The organism is Nocardioides salsibiostraticola, assembly GCF_054783655.1.
Genome location: NZ_BAAGQD010000001.1, coordinates 192,385 through 211,140, shown reverse-complemented (window position 1 = coordinate 211,140; position 18,756 = coordinate 192,385). Strand labels below are relative to the sequence as shown.

Genomic DNA, 18,756 nt, shown 5'->3' with positions numbered 1-18,756 from the left:
CCCTCAGACCCACCGAGATCTACGAAGGATCACCTTGTTCGCCACACTCTCCGACCGGCTCGCCGACACCTTCAAGAACCTGCGCGGCAAGGGCAGGCTCTCCGAGGACGACATCGACGCCACCGCGCGCGAGATCCGGATCGCCCTGCTCGAGGCCGACGTCGCCCTGCCGGTGGTCAAGGAGTTCGTCGCAGCGGTCAAGGAACGAGCACGCGGCGAAGAGGTCAGTGGGGCGCTGAACCCGGCCCAACAGATCATCAAGATCGTCAACGACGAACTGGTCGAGATCCTGGGCGGGGAGACCCGCCGTCTGCGCTACGCCAAGACCGGCCCGACGGTCATCATGCTGGCCGGACTCCAGGGCGCCGGCAAGACCACGCTGGCCGCGAAGCTGGCCCTGTGGCTCAAGGACCAGGGCAAGAGCCCCCTGATGGTGGCCTGCGACCTGCAGCGGCCCAACGCCGTCAAGCAGCTCCAGGTCAACGGTGAGCGGGTCGGCGTACCCGTCTTCGCTCCGGAGGAGGGCAACGGGGTGGGCGACCCCGTCGCCGTGGCCCGGGCCTCGATGGAGGAGGCCAAGCGAGCGCTGTACGACGTGGTCATCGTCGACACCGCCGGCCGGTTGGGTGTCGACACCGAGTTGATGCAGCAGGCCTCCGACATCCGCGACGCGGTCAACCCCGACGAGGTTCTGTTCGTCGTGGACGCGATGATCGGTCAGGACGCAGTCACCACGGCCAAGGCGTTCCTCGACGGTGTCGGGTTCGACGGCGTGGTGCTGACCAAGCTCGACGGTGATGCCCGCGGTGGTGCGGCCCTGTCGATCCGGTCGCTGACCGGACGACCGGTCATGTTCGCCTCATCGGGTGAGAAGCTGACGGACTTCGACGTCTTCTACCCCGACCGGATGGCCTCGCGGATCCTCGACATGGGCGACATGCTCACGTTGATCGAGCAGGCCGAGAAGTCCTTCGACCAGGAAAAGGCCATGAAGGCCGCCGCGAAGTTGAGCGGCCAGGGCGGCGAGTTCACCCTCGACGACTTCCTCGAGCAGATGCAGCAGGTCCGCAAGCTCGGGTCGATGAAGTCGATCCTCGGGATGTTGCCGGGCATGGGCCAGATCCGCGACCAGCTCGAGAACTTCGACGAGCGCGAGATCGACCGCATCCAGGCCATCATCCAGTCGATGACGCCGACGGAGCGGAACAACCCGAAGATGATCGACGGGTCCCGTCGCCTGCGCATCGCCAAGGGTGCCGGGCGTGAGGTCTCCGACGTCAACCAACTGGTTGACCGCTTCTTCGAGGCCCGCAAGATGATGATGCAGATGGCCAGCGGTGGCGGGATCCCCGGGATGCCCGGCATGGGCGGACCCGGCGGCGGCAAGCGGGGCAACATCAAGCAGCAGCCGAAGAAGGGCAAGAGCAAGCGCGGCTCGGGCAACCCGGCCAAGGCGGCCCAAGAAGCCAAGAAGGCCGAGGCCGCGGCCAAGGAGAAGGCCGCCGCGAACCCCTTCGGCACCCCTGGTGGCGAAGAGGTCGACTACGAGAAGGCCGCCGCCGAACTCAACCTGCCCAAGGACTTCTCCAAGTTCCTGAAGTGATCCGCGAGTCGGCGCAACTTGACGCTGAGAACGGCCTGAGTCGGCGCTACTTCAACAACTAGCGCCGACTCGGCGACAGGGGGTGGGTCATGGGGACAACGCTGATCGTCGACGGGGCCAACGTCGTGGGCAGCCGCCCGGACGGATGGTGGAAGGACCGCGCCGGCGCGGCCACCCGACTCCACGAACAACTCCTCGTCGCGGACACGGCGTACGACGTGATCGTGCTGGTGCTCGAGGGGCAGGCCAAGGGCGGCGTACGGGCCGGTCGGGACGCTCACGTCCGCACCGTGCATGCTCCGCGCGACGGCGACGCCGCGATCGTGAAGCAGGCCCGCCTGGCCGTCGAGGCCGGTTCCCGGGTCACCGTGGTGACCGCGGATCGCATGCTGCAGGCCAAGGTCGAGGGGGCCGGCGCCATGGTGATGAGTCCGACCTGGCTGCTCGGAGAGTTGGACTGACCGATCGGCCAACGGGTCGTAGGGTCTGGCGCATGACCAGTCTGCGCTTCCACGGTCCGGTGCTTCCCGATGGGGAGGTGCGCACCTTCTACGTCGTGGACGGCCGCATCTCCACCGAGCCAGAGGCCGGGGCCGACACCGCGGCCGAGGGATGGATCGTCCCGGGTCTCGTCGACGCCCACTGTCACATCGGGATGGATGACCACGGCGGTATCCCCGACGAGGAGTCCGAGGCCCAGGCCATCGAGAACCGTGACGCCGGGGCCCTGCTCATCCGGGACTGCGGGTCGGCCGCGGACACCTCCTGGATACACGACCGTGCGGATCTTCCGCGGCTGATCCGGGCCGGTCGGCACATCGCGCGAACCAAGCGCTACATCCGCAACTACGCCCACGAGGTCGAGCCGGCTGACCTGGTTGCGACCGTGACGCAGGAGGCGCAACGGGGCGACGGGTGGGTGAAGCTGGTCGGCGACTGGATCTCCCGGGACGAGGGAGACCTCGCTCCGTCCTTCCCCGCCGACGCCTTCCGGGACGCCATCGAGGCCGCACACGCCCACGGGGCCCGGGTGACCGCTCACTGCTTCGGCGAGAGCGTGTTGCCCGGCCTCATCGACGCCGGCATCGACTGCATCGAGCACGGGACGGGGCTGTCCGCGGACCTGGTCGACCTGATGGCCGAGCGCAACATCGCCCTGGTCCCGACGGTGATGCAGATCGAGAAGTTTCCCCAGTACGCCGAAGCGGGGGCCGAGCGCTTCCCGACGTACGCCCACCACATGACGGACCTCCACGCGCGACAGCGCGAGACGATCATGAACGCCTACGAGGCCGGGGTCCCGCTGTACGCCGGCTCCGACGGTGGCGGGATGAGCCGCCACGGCAACATCGCGGGCGAGGTCATGGCCATGACCGATCTGGGGATGCCGGTCGACTACGCCCTGGGCGGGGCCAGTTGGCGAGCTCGCGAGTGGTTGGGCCACGAGCCGGCCCTGGAGGCGGGAGCTCCCGCCGACTTCGTCGTGTACGACGCCGACCCGCGCCAGGATCTCGACACGTTGCGTCGTCCCGTGTGCGTGGTTCTGCGGGGTCGCGTCGTCGCCTAGTTGCCCATGTCGGGCAGCGGCGGGCACCACGCGAGCCACATCTGGCACCGATTCGGTTCGGCGCCTCGGGTTCTGGCATGATCAGCCGCTGAGTCCTGTGCGGCCGGACCCCTCTCATTCGACCGCGGCACGGCCCATCGAAGGTCAGCGTTGGGTGTTCCCCACCTTGGCAACGACCCTCAGCCATCACGAAATTCAAGGAGACACACACGTGTCCGTCAAGATCCGTTTGAAGCGCCTGGGCAAGGTCCGGGTTCCCCAATACCGCATCGTCGTCATCGACTCACGCAAGAAGCGTGACGGTCGAGTGATCGAGGAGATCGGCAAGTACCACCCCAAGGAAGACCCGAGCTACATCTCGGTCGTCTCCGACCGGGCCCAGTACTGGCTCGGAGTCGGCGCGCAGCCGACCGAGGCCGTCGCCAAGATCCTCAAGATCACCGGTGACTGGCAGACCTTCAAGGGCACCCCCGGCACCGAGGGCACCCTCAAGGTCAAGGCCCCCAAGGAGAACAAGCAGGACCTCTTCAACGAGGCCCTCAAGGACGTCGCGAACGAGCCCAAGGCCGGCGCGACGACCAAGAAGGCCGCCAAGAAGAAGGCCACCGACGACTCGGACAAGTCTGCCGATGAGTCGAAGCCGGCCATCGAGCCCAAGGCCGACAAGCCTGCCGACGCCGAGAAGCCCGCCGAGGACAAGCCCGCCGAGGACAAGCCCGCCGAGGACAAGGCCGAGAAGCCTGCTGCCGAGGCCGAGGTCACCGCAGGCAAGACCACCGAGGGTGCCGCTGTCGAGGCCGAAGCCGCCGAGACCGACGATGCTCCCGACAAGGCCAGCAACTGATGCTCGCCGACGCTCTGGAACACCTCGTGCGAGGTGTGGTCGACAACCCCGACGACGTCTCCGTGCGTGACAAGGAGCTGCGTCGAGGGTCGATCCTCGAGGTGCGCGTGCACCCCGACGACCTGGGCAAGGTCATCGGCCGTGGTGGACGCACGGCCACGGCGTTCCGCACCGTGATCGGCGCTCTTGCCGGCCGGGCCGGAGCTCGCGTCGACTTCGTCGACGTCGATCGTCGCCGCTGAGTCCTCGCAGAACACAGCATTGAACGGGTGTCACGCCACACTGGCGTGACACCCGTTCGTCATGCTCGACGTCGCGCCTCGATCAGAGGTCGTCCAAGCTAGGAGAAGAGTCATCGTGGAGACACTCGAGGTCGTCGTCGGACGGGTCGGCAAACCGCACGGAGTCCGCGGAGAGGTGACCGTCGAACTACGCACCGACGAACCCGAACGGCGTTTCGTCGACGGGGCCTCGCTGCGGGTCACCGCGGGTCGCGACTCGACCTACGCCAGCAAGGCGTTGACGGTGAGCCGAACCCGCTGGCACCAAGGCACGTTGCTGGTCACCTTCGAGGAACTGGGGGACCGCAACGTCGCCGAGACCGCCCGCGGGGTGCTGCTGCACACCACGATCGATCTGGCCGATGTGCCCGAGGATCCTGATGAGTACTACGACCACCAGCTCATCGGCCTGGCGGCGTACGACGTCACCGGCGCGGCTCTGGGTGAGGTCACGGGCCTGATCCACGGAGGAGCCCAGGACCTGTTGGCGGTGCGCAGCATCGACGGGCGCGACACGCTGGTCCCGTTCGTGAAGGCGCTCGTGCCCGAGGTGGACCTCGAGGCCAGGCGGGTCGTCATCGCCGACCGCCCCGGCCTCGTGACCCCCCTCGAGGACTGAGGGACACCGGCCCCCATGCGTCTGGACTACGTCACGATCTTCCCCGACTACTTCGCCCCTTTGGCCCTCTCGTTGCCGGGCAAGGCCCAGCAGCGTGGCCTGCTGGAGGTGGCGGTGCACGATCTGCGGCAGTGGGCCCACGACCGTCACCACACGGTGGACGACTCACCGGCCGGTGGGGGAGCCGGGATGGTCATGAAGCCGGAGCCCTGGGGTGCGGCGCTGGACGCGTTGCTGGAGGGCGAGGACCCCGCCGGAACCACGCTCGTGGTGCCGACCCCGTCCGGGGCGCCGTTCACGCAGGCACAGGCTCGCACCCTGGCCGGCCGCCAGCGACTGATCTTCGCCTGCGGGCGCTACGAGGGCATCGACCAGCGCGTCCTGGACCACGCGGCCACCCGCGTCGAGGTCCAGGAGATCTCGCTCGGGGACTACGTGCTCAACGGTGGCGAGGTCGCCGCGCTGGCCGTCACCGAGGCGGTCGTGCGGTTGTTGCCCGGGTTCATGGGCAACCCCGAATCCCTCATCGAGGAGTCGCACGAGGACGGCCTGCTCGAGGCGCCGGCGTACACCAAACCAGCGCGCTGGCGGGATCTGGACGTGCCGCCCGTGCTTCTGTCCGGTGACCACGGGCGGATCGCCACGTGGCGCCTCGACCAGGCGGTGCGTCGTACTGCCCAGCGGCGACCCGATCTGGTGGCTCCCGCCTCCGTGCCCGGCGGAGGAGACCTGCGCGTCGCAGCCCCCTCCGATGCCGGCGAGGTCTTCACCCTGCAGCTGGCCTGCTGGGTGGCCGAGGGGCTCGACAACCCGGGAGTGACGATCCCCGCGCAGCACGAGGATCTCGGCGACGTCCAGACCTGGGTGGGCCTCGGAACGGTGTTGGTCCTTCGCCGGGCCGGACGTCTCATCGGAGCGGTGCGGGGACGCTTGGAGGCCGGCCGCGATGGGGGAACGTGGGACATCGGTCGCCTGATGGTGGCCCCAGACCTGCAGGGCCAGGGCTTGGGACGATTCCTGCTGGCCGAGATCGAGTCCCGCGCCCCCGAGGCGGCGACGACCCTGTCCCTGTTCACCGGAGCGGGGAGCGATCGCAACATCCGGATGTACCAGAAGGCCGGCTATCGGCTCCGGCGTACGCCGCCCGATGGCGCAGCCACCGTCCCGCACGGTGCCGTCCTCCTCACCAAACCCATCCGCCGCGGTAGTCCCTGACGTTTGTGTGGTCCCGCCCGGCGTGTCGTCGCATAAACGTCAGGGACTACCGCCGGATTCACGTCCCGTCGGGAGGCTGTGGCAAACTTCGCTCTTGGTCTTCGCTGGCCGAAGGATTGCTCTGCGCACTGGTGTGCAGAGGATCTGCGTTGGACTCCCGCCACAGGGAGAGTCCGCGCGGCGGCCGATACGTGAGAACCGTCGTACTCATCCCATATTCCGCGGCTGACCTGTGGCACTCGCGAGGAGCATCATGACGAACGCCATCACCGAGCTCGGCCGCGCACAGCTGCGCACCGACGTGCCCCACTTCCGTGCGGGTGACACCATCAAGGTCCACGTCAAGGTCGTCGAAGGCAGCCGCAGCCGTGTCCAGATCTTCCAGGGCGTGGTGATCCGCATCCACGGTTCGGGAATCGGCCGCACGTTCACGGTCCGCAAGGTCTCCTTCAGCGTCGGCGTCGAGCGCACCTTCCCGCTGAACTCCCCGATCTTCGAGGAGATCGAGATCGTGACCCGCGGTGACGTGCGTCGCGCCAAGCTCTACTACCTGCGCAACCTGCGCGGCAAGGCTGCGAAGATCAAGGAACGTCGGGACTGAAACGCTTCGGCGAGTCACCTACTTTCCTAAGACTCACAACGTGAGCGAAGAGGTACCCGAGAAGGCTGCGTCTGCAGCGGATCGCGACGGCCACGTCACCCATGGCGGCCGCCGCAAGATGCCGATCTGGCAGGAGTCGATCCTGCTGGTCGGTATCGCCGTCGTGCTGGCGATCGTGATCAAGGCCTTGTTCCTGCAGGCCTTCTACATCCCGTCGATCTCGATGGAGCCCGGCTTCGTCAAGGACGACCGGATCCTGGTGCAGAAGCCGTCCTACTGGTTCGGCGACGGTCCCTCCCGAGGCGACATCGTGGTCTTCGAGGACCCGGGCGGGTGGCTGAGCCCGACCGAGGCGGCCGGGCCCGAGGGCTTCGTGGCGACCACACTGGCCACGTTCGGCCTTTTCCCAGAGGGCGGGCACCTGGTCAAGCGCGTGATCGGCGTCGAGGGTGACGTCATCGAGTGCTGTGACGAGGAGGGCCGGTTGATGGTCAACGGGTTCCCGTTGGACGAGGGTGACTACGTCGTCTCCGACAAGGGCATGACCTGCAACGGTCCGATGCCCAACGGTTGTACGGCGCCCTGGAAGGTCGGTCCGGTCCCTGCCGGCAGCGTGTTCGTGATGGGGGACAACCGCGACGACTCTGCGGACTCCACCGTGCACTTCTGCCAGGACACCGAGACCGACTGCACCCAGAACCCCTTCGTCGACAACGAACTGGTGACCGGGAAGGTCGCGTTGCTCGTGTGGCCGCGCGATCGCTTCGGTCGGATCACTCCTCCGGCCGTCTTCGACGACATCCCTGACCCGTCCTGACCGCGGTCCGATTCCGTGTCGGATCTGCCCCGGGGCCTGACCGTACGCCGCGACGCCGGCCTGTACGGCTACGAGCGTGCGCTTCGGCGCCACGACATCCAGGTGGTCGCCGGGGTCGATGAGGCCGGTCGGGGTGCGTGCGCGGGCCCGCTGGTGGCCGGCGCGGCCATCCTGCCCCCGGGCAAGGCCGGCATCGTGCCGGGTCTCGCGGATTCCAAACTGCTGACCGCGAAGGCGCGGGAGCGCTGCTACGACCAGATCGTTCGCCGGGCGGTGGCCTGGTCGGTGGTCATCATCGATCACGATGAGTGTGACCGGCTCGGGATGCACGTGGCCAACATCGAAGCACTCCGGCGTGCGGTGGCGCTGTTGGACCCGTCTCCTGGCTATGTGCTGACCGACGGGTTCCCGGTCGACGGGCTCGGGGTGCCGGGTCTGGCGGTCTGGAAGGGCGACCGGGTCGCGGCCTGCATCGCGGCCGCCTCGGTGCTGGCCAAGGTGACCCGGGACCGCCTGATGGTCGAGGCCGACCGTGAGTGGCCGGCGTACGACTTCAAGACGCACAAGGGCTACATCACCAGCGTCCACACCCAGGCGTTGGAGGAGCACGGGCCCTGCCCGATCCACCGGATGCGATTCGTCAACGTCCGGCGGGCCGCGGGGCTCGAACCGGCCGAGGCCGTGCACAATGACAGCCAGGCGGCCCCGCTGGTCGAGCCTGTCGAGACCGATGAACCAGGAGATGCCCCGTGAGCGCCGATGAACTCGAGCAGTACGAAGCCGCGCAGGAGCTCACCCTCTACCGCGAGTACCGCGACGTCGTCGGCATCTTCAAGTACGTCGTGGAGACCGATCGACGGTTCTACCTGTGCAATCAGGTCGACGTGAAGGCACGCACCGAGTCCGGGGACGTGTTCTTCGAGGTCTCGATGTCCGATGCCTGGGTGTGGGACATGTACCGACCGGCTCGCTTCGCCAAGACCGTCAAGGTGCTGACCTTCAAGGACGTCAACGTCGAGGAACTGAATCACGCTGACGAAGAGGGCCCGGCCAAGGCCTGAATCGGACGCTTGCCGTCGAGTGTCGCCGTTCGCGCCCGGACGATGTGCACGATCGTGGCCCGGTTACTAGTTCTTTGTGACCAGAGACCTCATCTCATGAACGGGCGTGTAACCGGTCCGTGAGCGCTAGTCTTTGCTCGAGTCTGCGGGTGGGAGCTTGATCGCGGACTCAGTGCTTGTCAGGCGACAGAAAGCGGTCCCATGTGCGGTTCCCAGGCGAAGCGTCGTCGTGACGACGGCGCCGCTGCTGTCGAGTTCGCGCTGATCGTGCCGCTACTGGTGTTCATGCTGTTCGCCATCATCGGTTACGGCTACATGCTGAGTTTCCGTCAGGGGATCAGTCAAGGTGCTGCCGAAGGCGCTCGAGCTATGGCGGTGGCTCCGGCCGGGCTGAGCGACGCGGAGGTTCAGACTCGGGGCCGCAATGCGGTCAATCAGGCCCTGTCCTCGTACGGCGTCACGTGCTCCGGTGCGAATCTGGTCCGGAACGGCACTGCCGGCACCTGCAACGTCGAGATCGCCGCGTGCCCTGAGGACCTCAGCAAGATGTGCGCCATCGTCAAGCTCGATTACAACTACAAGGACAATTCGCTTCTGCCGTCGTTCCCCGGCCTGGGGATCGTGCTGCCCTCGAACCTGGCTTATCAGGCCATCGCCGAAGTGAGTTGAGATGTTCTTCTCTCGCCGCGAAGAAGAGCGCGGCGCCGTCGCCGTCATCGTCGGAGTGAGTTCGATGCTCATCTTCGTCCTGATCGCAGCGTTCGCCGTCGACCTGGGCACCCAACGGGTGGGGCGACGCGACATGCAGTCGCTGGCTGACGTCGTCGCTCTGGACCTCTCCCGCTTGCTGGACGGTCGGACCAAGTCCGCCATCGAGTCGTCTTCTGGTTGGGCGTCGACTCGCACCAACAGCGTCGCTCAGAACGACGACTTCGCAGTGGGCGACAACCTCGACGTTGTCGCGGTACTCGGAGATCTCAACGGTACCGGCGACTTTGTGGCGTTGGGTTCGGGGCAAGGCGCTGCGGTCCCTTCAGCGGTCGAGGTGACTGCGTCCGTGGTGGTCGATCGTTCCTTCCTGCCGGGGTCGGGGGGCGCCGTCCGCTCAGCAGTCGGCGCCAACGAGAAGACCGCGTGCTTCCAGCTGGGCTCGTACGCCGCCGCCATCAAAACCGGCAACTCCGCGCTGTTGGCGCCGCTCAACGGGCTGCTCGGCCTGAACCTCCAGGCCGTCAGCTACCAGGGTCTCGCGACCGGCACGTTGAGCGTGGATGAGCTTGTCGCAACCGGTCAGGTTGGAACAACTGACCAGCTGGTCGGTGGGCAGGTAACGCTGGGGCAGCTGTACAACGCCAGCTTGACCGCCTTGCAGAATCAGGGTCCGACCGCTTCGGTCAGCAACGCGGCGGCGATAGCGGGTGTGCAGGCGCTGATCGCCCAGAACGTCGATCTCAACTCGCAGGTGAGTTTGAGCGATGTGCTCAGCATCGACACCGACGACTCGGCGGCGTTGGCCACCCAGTTCAACGTCCTCGATGTCTTGACCGGGGCGGCGCTGGTTGCGAATGGAACCAACGCGATCGCGCTGACCGGGATAACTGCTGGTCTCGGCGGGGTCGGAGGTATCACGGTGAACAATCTTTCGCTGATCGAGCGCGCTCGACTCGCGTGCGGCATCGTGCCGGGAAACCCTGGGGCAGCGCTGGCGACTTGCGCCACTGCGTCCAGCCCCCTGCCTCGCGGGTGTGCACAAAACTCGCAGGTCCGGGGATCTGCCACCATCCCCCTGACGATTCCCAACCTCGTCCCAGGATTCGCTGTGACAGCCACTAGCCAGCTGACGCTCGACCTGGGCAACGCATCCGGCGTGTTGAACGTCCCGGAACCCACGTGCGTCCAGGGCACCCTTTCCGATCCCGACACCCTCAACGTTCTGGTGAACACCTCCCTCGCCACGGCATCGCTGTCAACGCAGTTGAAGTTGAAGCAGATTCTGGTGGTGCCACTGTTACTCACCAGTGTCCGAGTGGTGATTGAGTTCGATGTTGCTGTCACGAGCGGAATCCCGAACACCACGGGGAACAGCAACGCCGCACTGGCCGTGCCGCCCAACGACGTGACGCCGGTTTCAGGTGGCTCAGACGCCATCCTCTCCGCGCCCGTCGTTGGCTCAGCCAGCAACATCAGCATCAAGATCGACAACAACAACGACGGGATCGGTGACGTCGCCATCAGCACCTTGAACGCCGCTTCGCAGCTTCTGGTCAATGTTGCGATCGGTGGTTTGGTGAACACCGCGTTCAACCAGGTCACCTCCGCGGTCGTACCCAACGTCATCTCACCGTTGATCTCCAGCATCAATACACAGGTGCTGGACCCGATCTCCAAACTCCTGGGCCTCGATATCGCCGGAGCCGATGTCTACGGGGTCGGGCGGCCGACATGCCAGACCCCCAAACTCGTGGGCTGAACCGCTCTCGTTGGGCTGTGCTGGCTGTCGCGCGATCTGGCTGGCCGGTAACGGCTCAGGTGAGGGGGTGGGGGCGTCGAGGCGGACTCAGGGTGCGTCCGTCAGGCGACTCACTGGGCATGTCCGGACTAAGGAATTATGGCCGAAAGGTCAGTTCTCTATCGATTTCTGGACGCACCTGAGTAACGCGTCCTAACGTTGCGGTACCGCAGGGAGTGGGGGCACTGCCACGGCTAATTCGAGGACCCCCCATGTACTCATTTCCCCCCCGTAACCCGGCCGCGCGCCCGCGCCCGGACGACGAACGTGGCGCGGCCGCCGTCGAGTTCGCTCTCGTGCTGTTGCCGCTGCTGACGATCGTCTTCGGTCTGATCCAGTACGGCTGGTACTTCTACGCCATGCAGTCGGGCACCTCCGCCACCAGCGCTGCGGTCCGCGAGCTGTCGGTCGGCGACTGTCAGGACTCCTCGAAGCTCTCCGCGTTCGTCATCAAGCGGCTCGGCGGAGCCTCTCTGTCCGACGACACCGTCCAGATCACCACCGTCTATCGCAACGCCACCCTCGGTGCCCCGCCGATGTCGGCGCCCGGGGTCGTGGGCGGGGAGGTGGAGATCACGCTCCGCTTCCAGACGGCCGATCTGCACTTCCCGTTCATCCCGATTCCCGACGACGGGGTCGTTACCCGTACCGCGGTTGCTCGGGTCGAAGACACCCAGCCGTCCACGAACAGCTGCCAATGAACGAGTGCGGGGGGCAGGGCCGACACCAGGACGAGACAGGGGCCATCGCCATCATCGTGGGACTGCTCTGCGTGGTCCTGCTGAGCTTCGCGGCGTTGACGGTGGACCTGGGCATGATGCTCGTGCAGAAGAGTGAGGTCCAGCAGGACACCGACCAGGCGGTGCTGGCAGGGGCAGGCGGAAACAACCTTCCGGGGACCCCTATCGGGACGTGTGGGTACGGCGTACGCGCTGCCTCCAGCGACCAGGCAGTGGCCGATGTCGCGCGTCACTTCGTGGCGGAGTCCTGGTCACCAGCACCGTCCGCGGCCGAGCTCGCCGACTGTGACCTGACCAACGGTGAGGCGCTCTACGGGACCCTCGAGAAGACCCTTGCCGGTCCGGTGTTGCAGTACGACCCCAACCAGCTCACGGTGCTCAGTCCAGAACGCACCGTCGACTTCGGATTCGCCAAGATCATGGGTTTCGACAGCGCGGCGGTCACAGGTTCAGCCACCGCCGCTGTCAGCTCGCCATCGGTCCGGTCGGTTCCCTTCTACGCCTTCACGGGGTGTGACTACGGGCGGCAGACCATCGCACAGCCGAACAACGGTCACGCCAACGGTGGCCCGCTCCTTTCCCACGCGGGGGAGGTCAACTTCTCGGTGCTGAGCGGTGTGTCCACGTTCCCGGCCACCACCCCGCCGACGGTGGCGTTGGGCAGCGACAGCTCGCTGGAGATCGCCGGCCTCAATCTGTTGCTGGTGACCGATGTCGGTTTCTTCGAGTCCGGGGTCAGCGGGCAGGGGCCCGAGCCGATCACCGTGCCCCGCTCCCAGTTCGACTTCTCCGGTCTCCTGAGGATCAAACTTTCCTCGATCCCCTCGCAGGTGACCTCGGTGCCCGGCACGTGGTACGTCCGGGTCAAAATCGGGGGCAACTGGTCTGCTGTGTCTCTCGCGCCGCAGCTGATCGTGGGTGAGCCGACGCTGACGTGTGGTCAGGGGTCCAGCGAAGGCAACTTCGGGTCCCTGCTGCTCGCCAACAGCCAGGCGAAGGGTGAGTGGCAACAGATCGCGATGAACATCGCGACCGGCCTCGAGCACTCGATTGCGGTCCACCCGTCTCCGCAGGACGACTGGACCTGCTCGTCGGGACAGTCCGGTGCGGTGCTGTGGCCCGAGGACGGAACCAACTGCACCGACACCAAACCCGGGATGGTCGCCAACGCAGCCCATGCAGGTCTCGTGTCCGGCGTCAGCGGAACCAGCGGGTTCCAAGCCGGGCGCCTGGCCAACACGGAGCCAGGAACCGGTTGTGCGGACTCCGGTGCACCCGCGACGTCGACGGTCTCGGGGGTCCTGGTGAACAACGACACGCTGACCTGTTTTCTCACCGACGGCAGCACCAACGTGGGGATGATCAGCAGTGCCGGCTATGCGGGAGGGCCGGTCCTCTCTACGAAGATCTTCGCTTCGCCACGGTTCATGATGGTCCCGGTCCTGGGCCGTCAGCCCGCGAACGGTGGCAGCGCGAAGTACCAGATCGTGGGGTTGAGGCCCGCCTTCCTCACCGACCAGCCGAACTCGGCGACCAAGACCACCACCGCATTGGCTGGCAACGGGTTGACCCTGGACAAGAAGGGCGAGATCGAGTCGGTCCAGATCGTCTTCCTGAATGCGGCCGCACTCCCCGCCATGGAATCGGCCGACGTGACGCCGTACTCCGGTTCCGGTCCGAGGGTCCTGCGGCTGGTCGACTGACCAACGGCCCCTCGATCATCCACAGGGTCGGCAGTTCGCAACGTCGTCCACAGGTCGTGCCCGCAGGGCCGCTCGGGTCTCTCGGGGAGGGGGAGGCTCCTCCTCAGGAGGTCAGCGATGACGACACAGTCGACCGATTCAACTGCACCATCGAGTGCACCGACCACAGCAGCCGCGAGGCAGGCCCTCGGTGCGTACGGCGAAACCATCGCCCTGCGGCATCTGACGGCTCAGGGTTTGCTACTGCTCGACCGCAACTGGAGGTGCGATCAGGGCGAGATAGATCTGGTCATGCGCGAGGGTCGGGTGCTGGTCATCTGTGAGGTGAAGACTCGCACCAGCAACGACTACGGCACCCCGCACGAGGCGATCACCGACGCGAAACTCGATCGGCTACGCCGGTTGGGGGAGGCCTGGCAGGAGGCACGAGAGCTTCGGGTGCCCGAGGTGCGGGTCGACCTGGTGGCGGTGCTCCGCCCACGCCGTGGCCCGGCCCTGGTGGAGCATGTGCGGGGGATCGGCTGATGCCCTTTGCGACCGCCCGCACCGTCTCCCTGCTGGGCGCCCTGGGCCACCTCATCGACGTGCAGGCCGACGTCTCCCCGGGGCAGGTGAACGTCACTCTGGTCGGACGCCCCGACGCGTCGCTGAACGAGGCGAAGGACCGCTGTCGGATGGCCATCATCAACTCGTCCCTCGACTGGCCGGCCACCAAGCGAATCACCATCCTGTTGGCGCCGGCCGACCTGCCGAAACGTGGCACCCACTTCGACCTGGCCATCTGTGTGGCGGTGCTGGCGGCAGACTCCTCGGTGCCGCGTCGATGTCTGGAGGACACGGCCTTCATCGGTGAGGTGACCCTCTCCGGTGGCCTGCGATCGGTGGCGGGTGTCCTCCCCATGACCCTCGCCGCCGCCGAGCGCGGGATCCGGCGTGTCTTCGTCCCCGAGCCCCAGGCCCAGGAGGCGGCCATGGTGCCGGGCATGGCGGTGTTCGGCATGCGTTCCCTGGAGCAGGTGGTCGCGGAACTCTGTGGGGACGAGGTCCCTGAAGCCCCGCCGGTCGCCCCGATGTCAGGCAGCCGGCTGCTGTCCTGGCGCGGAGCCGAACGGCTCGAGGAGATGGACTTCGCCGACCTGTTCGGCATGGAGGACGCCAAGTTCGCCGTGGAGGTCGCAGCCACGGGCGGACACCCGTTGATGCTGTCCGGACCGAAGGGGGCAGGGAAGACCAGCTTGGCCGAGCGGATCCCCACCATCCTTCCCGACCTGATCGCGGAGGAGTCGCTCGAACTCACCGCGATCCATTCACTGGCCGGAGCCTTGGAGCCCGGAGACGAGATGCTGCGGCGGCCGCCGTACTCCGCCCCGCACCACGACGCCAGCAAGAGCAGTCTGATCGGCGGGGGTTCGGGGCAGGTGCGACCTGGCGAGATCAGCCGGGCGCACTGTGGTGTGCTCTTTCTCGACGAGTTTCCGCTGTTCCGCACCGACGTCATCGACGCCCTTCGACAACCTCTGGAGAGCGGTGACATCACCATCGCTCGCCGCGACGAGCTAGTGACACTGCCGGCGCTCGCGATGTTGGTGTTGGCCTGCAATCCGTGTCCCTGCGGGGAGTACGCCGAGGACGCAAGCGCGAACCGGTGCCGCTGCCGAGAGCAGAAGCGGCGTGACTACCGGGCTCGGATCAGCGGGCCGATCGCCGATCGAATCGACATCACCCGTCACGTGGCGCCGCTGCGACCCAGCGACAGGGATCCCCTCGACGAGGTGGAGTCCTCGGCGGTCATCCGCAGCCGGGTGGGCGCGGCGCGTCGTCGGCAACACGAGCGCTTCGCGGGCAGGGGCTGGCGGCTCAACGGCCATGCCCCGGGAACCGCACTGCGTGACGAGTGGCCGCTGCAGGAATCCGGTCGGCGTCTGGTGGACGACGCGTTGTACGCCGGCCGCATCAGCAATCGTGGCGCGGTCCGCGTGATGAGGCTGGCGTGGACCCTGGCGGACCTGCGCGCCGGAGACACCGGTGTGGAGATGGTTCCCGGGGGCGACGACGTGCAGACCGCACTGGCGCTGCGCTCTGGTGCTCCACTCCTCAGTCGAGTGGTGCGGAGGGCCGGATGAGTGATCACGAGGTGGAGCGTCTGGCGCGTGTCGCGCTGAACAGGATGGGGGAGCCCGGCAACCCCCGCATGGCCGCCATGGTCGCCGAGCACGGAGCCGGCCCTCTCTACGACATGTTGCGCAACGAACGGGACATCGAGAATCTCCTCACCGATGGTGCTGCGCGTCTGGCCGAGATCGAACCGGAGCGGGAACTGACCCGGGCCGAACGGTTGGGCATCCGGTTCGTGATCCCCGGAGACACCGAGTGGCCCAGTGGGATCGATGACCTGCTGGGGGTCGAATCGCTGCACGACCGCGGTGGGGTGCCCCTGGGACTGTGGGTCAAGGGACCCCTGACCCTGGACTCACTCGGGCAGTCTCTGGCCATCGTGGGGTCGCGCTCGTCCACGACGTACGGCGACACCATCGCCCGAGAGTTGGGTGCTGCGGTGGGTCGGACCGGTCACGCGATCGTCTCGGGTGCGGCGTTCGGGATCGACATCGCTGGTCATCGCGGTGCCCTCGCCGAGGATGCACCGACGGTGGCGGTGCTCGCTTGCGGAGTCGACAAGATCTACCCCAAGGCGCACGCCGGTCTGCTGGCCAGGCTGGCCGAGCAGGGCGCGATCGTCTCTGAGGCGCCTCCGGGGTGCGCGCCGCAGCGGATCAGGTTCCTGGCGCGCAACCGGATCATCGCGGCGCTCTCGCAGGGAACGGTGGTCGTAGAGGCGGCGATCCGCAGCGGTGCGCTCAACACCGCCAACTGGGCCGGTCGACTCAATCGCCTGGTGATGGGCGTCCCCGGGGCAGTGACCAGCGCATCGTCGGCGGGGGTGCATGCCCGCATCAGGGACGGGTCGATGACGCTGGTGACGTCGGGGCGAGACGTACTGGAACTCATCGGGGCCGCGGGGGAGAACCTTCTCGAGGAGGAACGGGCTCCCGAAAGCGCTCGTGATCTCCTGCCGAGGTCTCTGCAGCAGGTGTTGGATGCGGTGCCTGTCTACGAAGCGGCCCGCCTCGACTCCATCTGTCGGGCCGCGGGTCTCGGCCGGGTCGAGGTGGCCGAGGGACTCCGCCGCCTGGCAGAGATCGGGCAGGTCGCCGAACACCAGGGCGGGTGGCGTCTCTCCGAAGAGGCTCGAGTCTCGGCGCGCAGGTGAGTCGGCCCCCTCATGAACGGTCGTCGATCGGCCTGGACCACGACCATCCAGGAGGGAAGCGACGCAGTGGGCCGGGGCGAGCGCGCGGAGTAGGCCATGCTGCCGGTAGTTCGCCACCCTCGGCCTCCCGCTGAAGGAGGTCCGGCCGCTCTAACCTGACGGTGTGCCCCAGGACGTGAGTGATGACGAGGAGAAGGCCTCCGGCCTCCCTGAGGCGATGGCACGCATGCTGGGGGAGTACGAGCGTCACCTCACCTCCGAGCGTGATCTGTCGGCCCACACGGTGCGGGCCTACCTGACCGACTTGGCAGACCTGGCCGATCACGCCGTTCGCTCAGGGATGAACGATCTGACGGATCTGGATCTACGACTCCTGCGCAGTTGGCTGGCCAAGCAACAGAGCACGGGCAAGGCGCGCACCACGATGGCCCGCCGGGCCACGGCCGCCCGGCTGTTCACGGCGTGGCTGGCTCGTAGCGGCCGCATCGCAACCGATCCGGGAGCCGCCTTGGGATCACCGCGGGCGAGGTCGGCCCTCCCGGTGGTTCTGCGCGTGGATGAAGCTCGCGACCTCGTCGAGTCCGCAGCCCTCCGAGCCGATGACGGCAGTCTGGTCGGTATTCGTGACGTCGCGGTACTGGAGTTGCTCTACGCGACCGGAGTGCGGGTGGGTGAACTCGTCGGACTGGATGTCGACGACGTGGACCGGGAGCGTCAGGTCGTCCGGGTCCTGGGCAAGGGGCGCAAGGAACGCGTCGTACCGTTCGGGAAACCGGCCGCGACCGCCGTCGACCGCTGGGTGAACTCGGCGCGGGGTCAGGTCATCGTGCCCGAGGCCGGCCCGGCGTTGTTCCTGGGGATGCGCGGACGGCGCATCGACCCGCGGGCCGTTCGGACGATGGTGCATCAGCGCATCGCGGCGGTTCCGGGAGCGCCGGACATCGGACCGCACGGTCTGCGTCACTCCGCGGCGACCCATCTGCTCGAGGGCGGGGCGGACCTCCGGTCGGTGCAGGAGCTGCTGGGTCATGCCTCGCTCAACACGACCCAGCGCTACACCCACGTCACCACCGACCGGCTACGCCGCGCCTTCCAGCAGGCCCATCCCCGCGCCTGAGCCGATCGACGCGCCGCGGCCGGACACCGTGGGTGGTGAGGGCGGCGACACGCCCGATGGTCCTGAAGCTGCGGTGGGCGAATCGCGCCACAGCGGCAACAACCGGACCGGGCCGGCGCCCACGAGCCGCAACGGATCGAGGTAGGTGTCGCCCTCACGCCATCCCCAGTGCAGGCAGGCGCGAGGAAAGCAGTGAGACCCGGGCAGCTGCAGCCGGCCGATGACGTCGCCCGCTGCGACCGGATCGCCCACGGTTACGCGCGCATCCACCGGCTCATAGGTGGTGCGCGTGGCGCCGTGGTCGACCACCACTACGCCTCGGCCCGCCAGCGGCCCCGCAAAGCTGACGGTTCCCGGGAGGGCGGTGCGAACCGCTTGGTCGGTCTCACCCATCAGGTCCACGCCACGGTGGCCTGCGGCGTACGGATTGCTCGGTGGGTCGAAACCTTCGACGACCTCCGGCTCGGGAACCAAGGGCCATTGCCCGATCGGCTCCTCGACGGCCGCTGCTGGTGTGCTGAGCGACGCCAGCAGTAGGGGCGCAACTAGGAGGGGAGCGCTGATGAGGGCACGGATGAGAGAGGAGAGCGACGCCATGACGACAGAATGCGGCGCGGACGGGCGGTGCCGGCCGACGTACGGCGACCCGGTGGATGGCGGCAGGCTTGCGCCACGTTGTGCATGGTTCCTGGGTTGCCCTAGGCGACCTTGGCCGACGAAACTGGACCTTGGACGACAAAACTTTCTCGTCCAAGGTCCAGTTTCACCGGCCGGCCGGTGAAACTCCCGCCACCGGCGGCCCGGATTGGCG

The 18,756-nt window shown here is 67.3% G+C and carries 19 protein-coding genes and 3 pseudogenes; 21 read left to right on the top strand and 1 reads right to left on the bottom strand.

Translation table 11 applies throughout. From position 1 onward, the window contains the following. Window positions 1-34: 34 nt before the first annotated feature. The 21 genes and pseudogenes from ffh (at window position 35) to ACYVLV_RS00935 (ending at window position 17,945) form a co-directional block, all read left to right on the top strand. Window positions 35-1,603 carry a signal recognition particle protein gene (gene ffh, locus ACYVLV_RS01035; protein WP_460806955.1) on the top strand — a complete coding sequence of 523 codons (1,569 nt, stop codon included), beginning with the start codon at window positions 35-37 and terminating at the stop codon, window positions 1,601-1,603. 89 nt (window positions 1,604-1,692) lie between these two features. Next, a complete protein-coding gene (locus ACYVLV_RS01030) occupies window positions 1,693-2,064 on the top strand; it encodes an NYN domain-containing protein (protein WP_460806952.1) in 372 nt (123 codons plus the stop codon). Window positions 2,065-2,096: 32 nt separating this feature from the next. Next, a complete protein-coding gene (locus ACYVLV_RS01025) occupies window positions 2,097-3,170 on the top strand; it encodes an amidohydrolase family protein (RefSeq protein ID WP_460806950.1) in 1,074 nt (357 codons plus the stop codon). A gap of 211 nt (window positions 3,171-3,381) precedes the next feature. Next, window positions 3,382-3,831 (top strand): annotated as a pseudogene (rpsP, locus tag ACYVLV_RS01020) (30S ribosomal protein S16); the annotation flags it as partial. 182 nt (window positions 3,832-4,013) lie between these two features. After that, window positions 4,014-4,256 carry an RNA-binding protein gene (locus tag ACYVLV_RS01015; RefSeq protein ID WP_460806949.1) on the top strand — a complete coding sequence of 81 codons (243 nt, stop codon included), beginning with the start codon at window positions 4,014-4,016 and terminating at the stop codon, window positions 4,254-4,256. Window positions 4,257-4,371: 115 nt separating this feature from the next. Next, a complete protein-coding gene (gene rimM, locus ACYVLV_RS01010; RefSeq protein WP_460806948.1) occupies window positions 4,372-4,914 on the top strand; it encodes a ribosome maturation factor RimM in 543 nt (180 codons plus the stop codon). 15 nt (window positions 4,915-4,929) lie between these two features. Beyond that, a pseudogene (trmD, locus tag ACYVLV_RS01005) lies at window positions 4,930-5,610 on the top strand (tRNA (guanosine(37)-N1)-methyltransferase TrmD); the annotation flags it as partial. Next, window positions 5,611-6,129, top strand: a complete 519-nt coding sequence (locus ACYVLV_RS01000; RefSeq protein WP_460807392.1) for a GNAT family N-acetyltransferase — start codon at window positions 5,611-5,613, stop codon at window positions 6,127-6,129. A 253-nt stretch (window positions 6,130-6,382) separates the two neighbouring features. Beyond that, entirely contained in the window at window positions 6,383-6,730 is a 348-nt protein-coding gene (gene rplS / locus ACYVLV_RS00995) for a 50S ribosomal protein L19 (RefSeq protein WP_460806946.1), read from the top strand. Between the two features lie 40 nt (window positions 6,731-6,770). Then, window positions 6,771-7,547, top strand: coding sequence for a signal peptidase I (gene lepB / locus ACYVLV_RS00990; RefSeq protein WP_460806945.1), 777 nt, complete (start codon window positions 6,771-6,773; stop codon window positions 7,545-7,547). Window positions 7,548-7,562: 15 nt separating this feature from the next. Beyond that, window positions 7,563-8,300: a ribonuclease HII gene (locus tag ACYVLV_RS00985; RefSeq protein ID WP_460806943.1), complete on the top strand. Its 738-nt coding sequence runs from the start codon at window positions 7,563-7,565 to the stop codon at window positions 8,298-8,300. Further along, window positions 8,297-8,608, top strand: coding sequence for a DUF2469 domain-containing protein (locus tag ACYVLV_RS00980; protein ID WP_460806942.1), 312 nt, complete (start codon window positions 8,297-8,299; stop codon window positions 8,606-8,608). Before ACYVLV_RS00985 ends, ACYVLV_RS00980 begins: the two co-directional genes overlap by 4 nt. Before the next feature lie 201 nt (window positions 8,609-8,809). Continuing rightward, window positions 8,810-9,277, top strand: coding sequence for a TadE/TadG family type IV pilus assembly protein (locus tag ACYVLV_RS00975; protein ID WP_460806940.1), 468 nt, complete (start codon window positions 8,810-8,812; stop codon window positions 9,275-9,277). A 1-nt stretch (window position 9,278) separates the two neighbouring features. Continuing rightward, window positions 9,279-9,428: pseudogene (locus ACYVLV_RS00970) on the top strand (pilus assembly protein TadG-related protein); the annotation flags it as partial. Window positions 9,429-9,545: 117 nt separating this feature from the next. Next, window positions 9,546-11,078 carry a hypothetical protein gene (locus ACYVLV_RS00965; protein ID WP_460807398.1) on the top strand — a complete coding sequence of 511 codons (1,533 nt, stop codon included), beginning with the start codon at window positions 9,546-9,548 and terminating at the stop codon, window positions 11,076-11,078. Window positions 11,079-11,329: 251 nt separating this feature from the next. Then, entirely contained in the window at window positions 11,330-11,818 is a 489-nt protein-coding gene (locus ACYVLV_RS00960; RefSeq protein WP_460806938.1) for a TadE/TadG family type IV pilus assembly protein, read from the top strand. After that, on the top strand, window positions 11,815-13,560 hold the full coding sequence (locus ACYVLV_RS00955) for a TadE/TadG family type IV pilus assembly protein (RefSeq protein WP_460806937.1): 1,746 nt from the start codon (window positions 11,815-11,817) through the stop codon (window positions 13,558-13,560). Before ACYVLV_RS00960 ends, ACYVLV_RS00955 begins: the two co-directional genes overlap by 4 nt. 117 nt (window positions 13,561-13,677) lie before the next feature. Next, the gene (locus ACYVLV_RS00950) at window positions 13,678-14,085 is read left to right on the top strand and encodes a YraN family protein (RefSeq protein WP_460806936.1); all 408 of its coding nucleotides are present in this window, start codon (window positions 13,678-13,680) and stop codon (window positions 14,083-14,085) included. Beyond that, window positions 14,085-15,683, top strand: coding sequence for a YifB family Mg chelatase-like AAA ATPase (locus ACYVLV_RS00945; RefSeq protein ID WP_460806934.1), 1,599 nt, complete (start codon window positions 14,085-14,087; stop codon window positions 15,681-15,683). Before ACYVLV_RS00950 ends, ACYVLV_RS00945 begins: the two co-directional genes overlap by 1 nt. Beyond that, window positions 15,680-16,828, top strand: a complete 1,149-nt coding sequence (dprA, locus tag ACYVLV_RS00940) for a DNA-processing protein DprA (RefSeq protein WP_460806933.1) — start codon at window positions 15,680-15,682, stop codon at window positions 16,826-16,828. The genes ACYVLV_RS00945 and dprA overlap by 4 nt, the downstream gene beginning before the upstream one ends. Before the next feature lie 217 nt (window positions 16,829-17,045). Then, entirely contained in the window at window positions 17,046-17,945 is a 900-nt protein-coding gene (locus ACYVLV_RS00935; RefSeq protein WP_460807391.1) for a tyrosine recombinase XerC, read from the top strand. On the opposite strand, the gene ACYVLV_RS00930 is transcribed toward ACYVLV_RS00935, so the two are convergent. Then, window positions 17,907-18,542 (bottom strand): murein hydrolase activator EnvC family protein, encoded by a 636-nt coding sequence (locus tag ACYVLV_RS00930; protein ID WP_460806932.1) that lies wholly within the window; start codon window positions 18,540-18,542, stop codon window positions 17,907-17,909. The two genes, ACYVLV_RS00935 and ACYVLV_RS00930, sit on opposite strands and share 39 nt — an antisense overlap. Window positions 18,543-18,756: the final 214 nt, after the last annotated feature.

Excerpts from the sequence above, each read along its gene's own strand:
- ACYVLV_RS00960 (WP_460806938.1), top strand. The coding sequence starts at position 11,330 with ATGTACTCATTTCCCCCCCGTAACCCGGCCGCGCGCCCGCGCCCGGAC.
- ACYVLV_RS01025 (WP_460806950.1), top strand. The coding sequence starts at position 2,097 with ATGACCAGTCTGCGCTTCCACGGTCCGGTGCTTCCCGATGGGGAGGTG.
- ACYVLV_RS00975 (WP_460806940.1), top strand. The coding sequence starts at position 8,810 with ATGTGCGGTTCCCAGGCGAAGCGTCGTCGTGACGACGGCGCCGCTGCT.
- ACYVLV_RS01015 (WP_460806949.1), top strand. The coding sequence starts at position 4,014 with ATGCTCGCCGACGCTCTGGAACACCTCGTGCGAGGTGTGGTCGACAAC.
- ACYVLV_RS00935 (WP_460807391.1), top strand. The coding sequence starts at position 17,046 with ATGGCACGCATGCTGGGGGAGTACGAGCGTCACCTCACCTCCGAGCGT.
- ACYVLV_RS00945 (WP_460806934.1), top strand. The coding sequence starts at position 14,085 with ATGCCCTTTGCGACCGCCCGCACCGTCTCCCTGCTGGGCGCCCTGGGC.
- ACYVLV_RS00955 (WP_460806937.1), top strand. The coding sequence starts at position 11,815 with ATGAACGAGTGCGGGGGGCAGGGCCGACACCAGGACGAGACAGGGGCC.
- ACYVLV_RS00950 (WP_460806936.1), top strand. The coding sequence starts at position 13,678 with ATGACGACACAGTCGACCGATTCAACTGCACCATCGAGTGCACCGACC.
- rplS (WP_460806946.1), top strand. The coding sequence starts at position 6,383 with ATGACGAACGCCATCACCGAGCTCGGCCGCGCACAGCTGCGCACCGAC.
- dprA (WP_460806933.1), top strand. The coding sequence starts at position 15,680 with ATGAGTGATCACGAGGTGGAGCGTCTGGCGCGTGTCGCGCTGAACAGG.
- ACYVLV_RS00930 (WP_460806932.1), bottom strand. The coding sequence starts at position 18,542 with ATGGCGTCGCTCTCCTCTCTCATCCGTGCCCTCATCAGCGCTCCCCTC.
- ACYVLV_RS01030 (WP_460806952.1), top strand. The coding sequence starts at position 1,693 with ATGGGGACAACGCTGATCGTCGACGGGGCCAACGTCGTGGGCAGCCGC.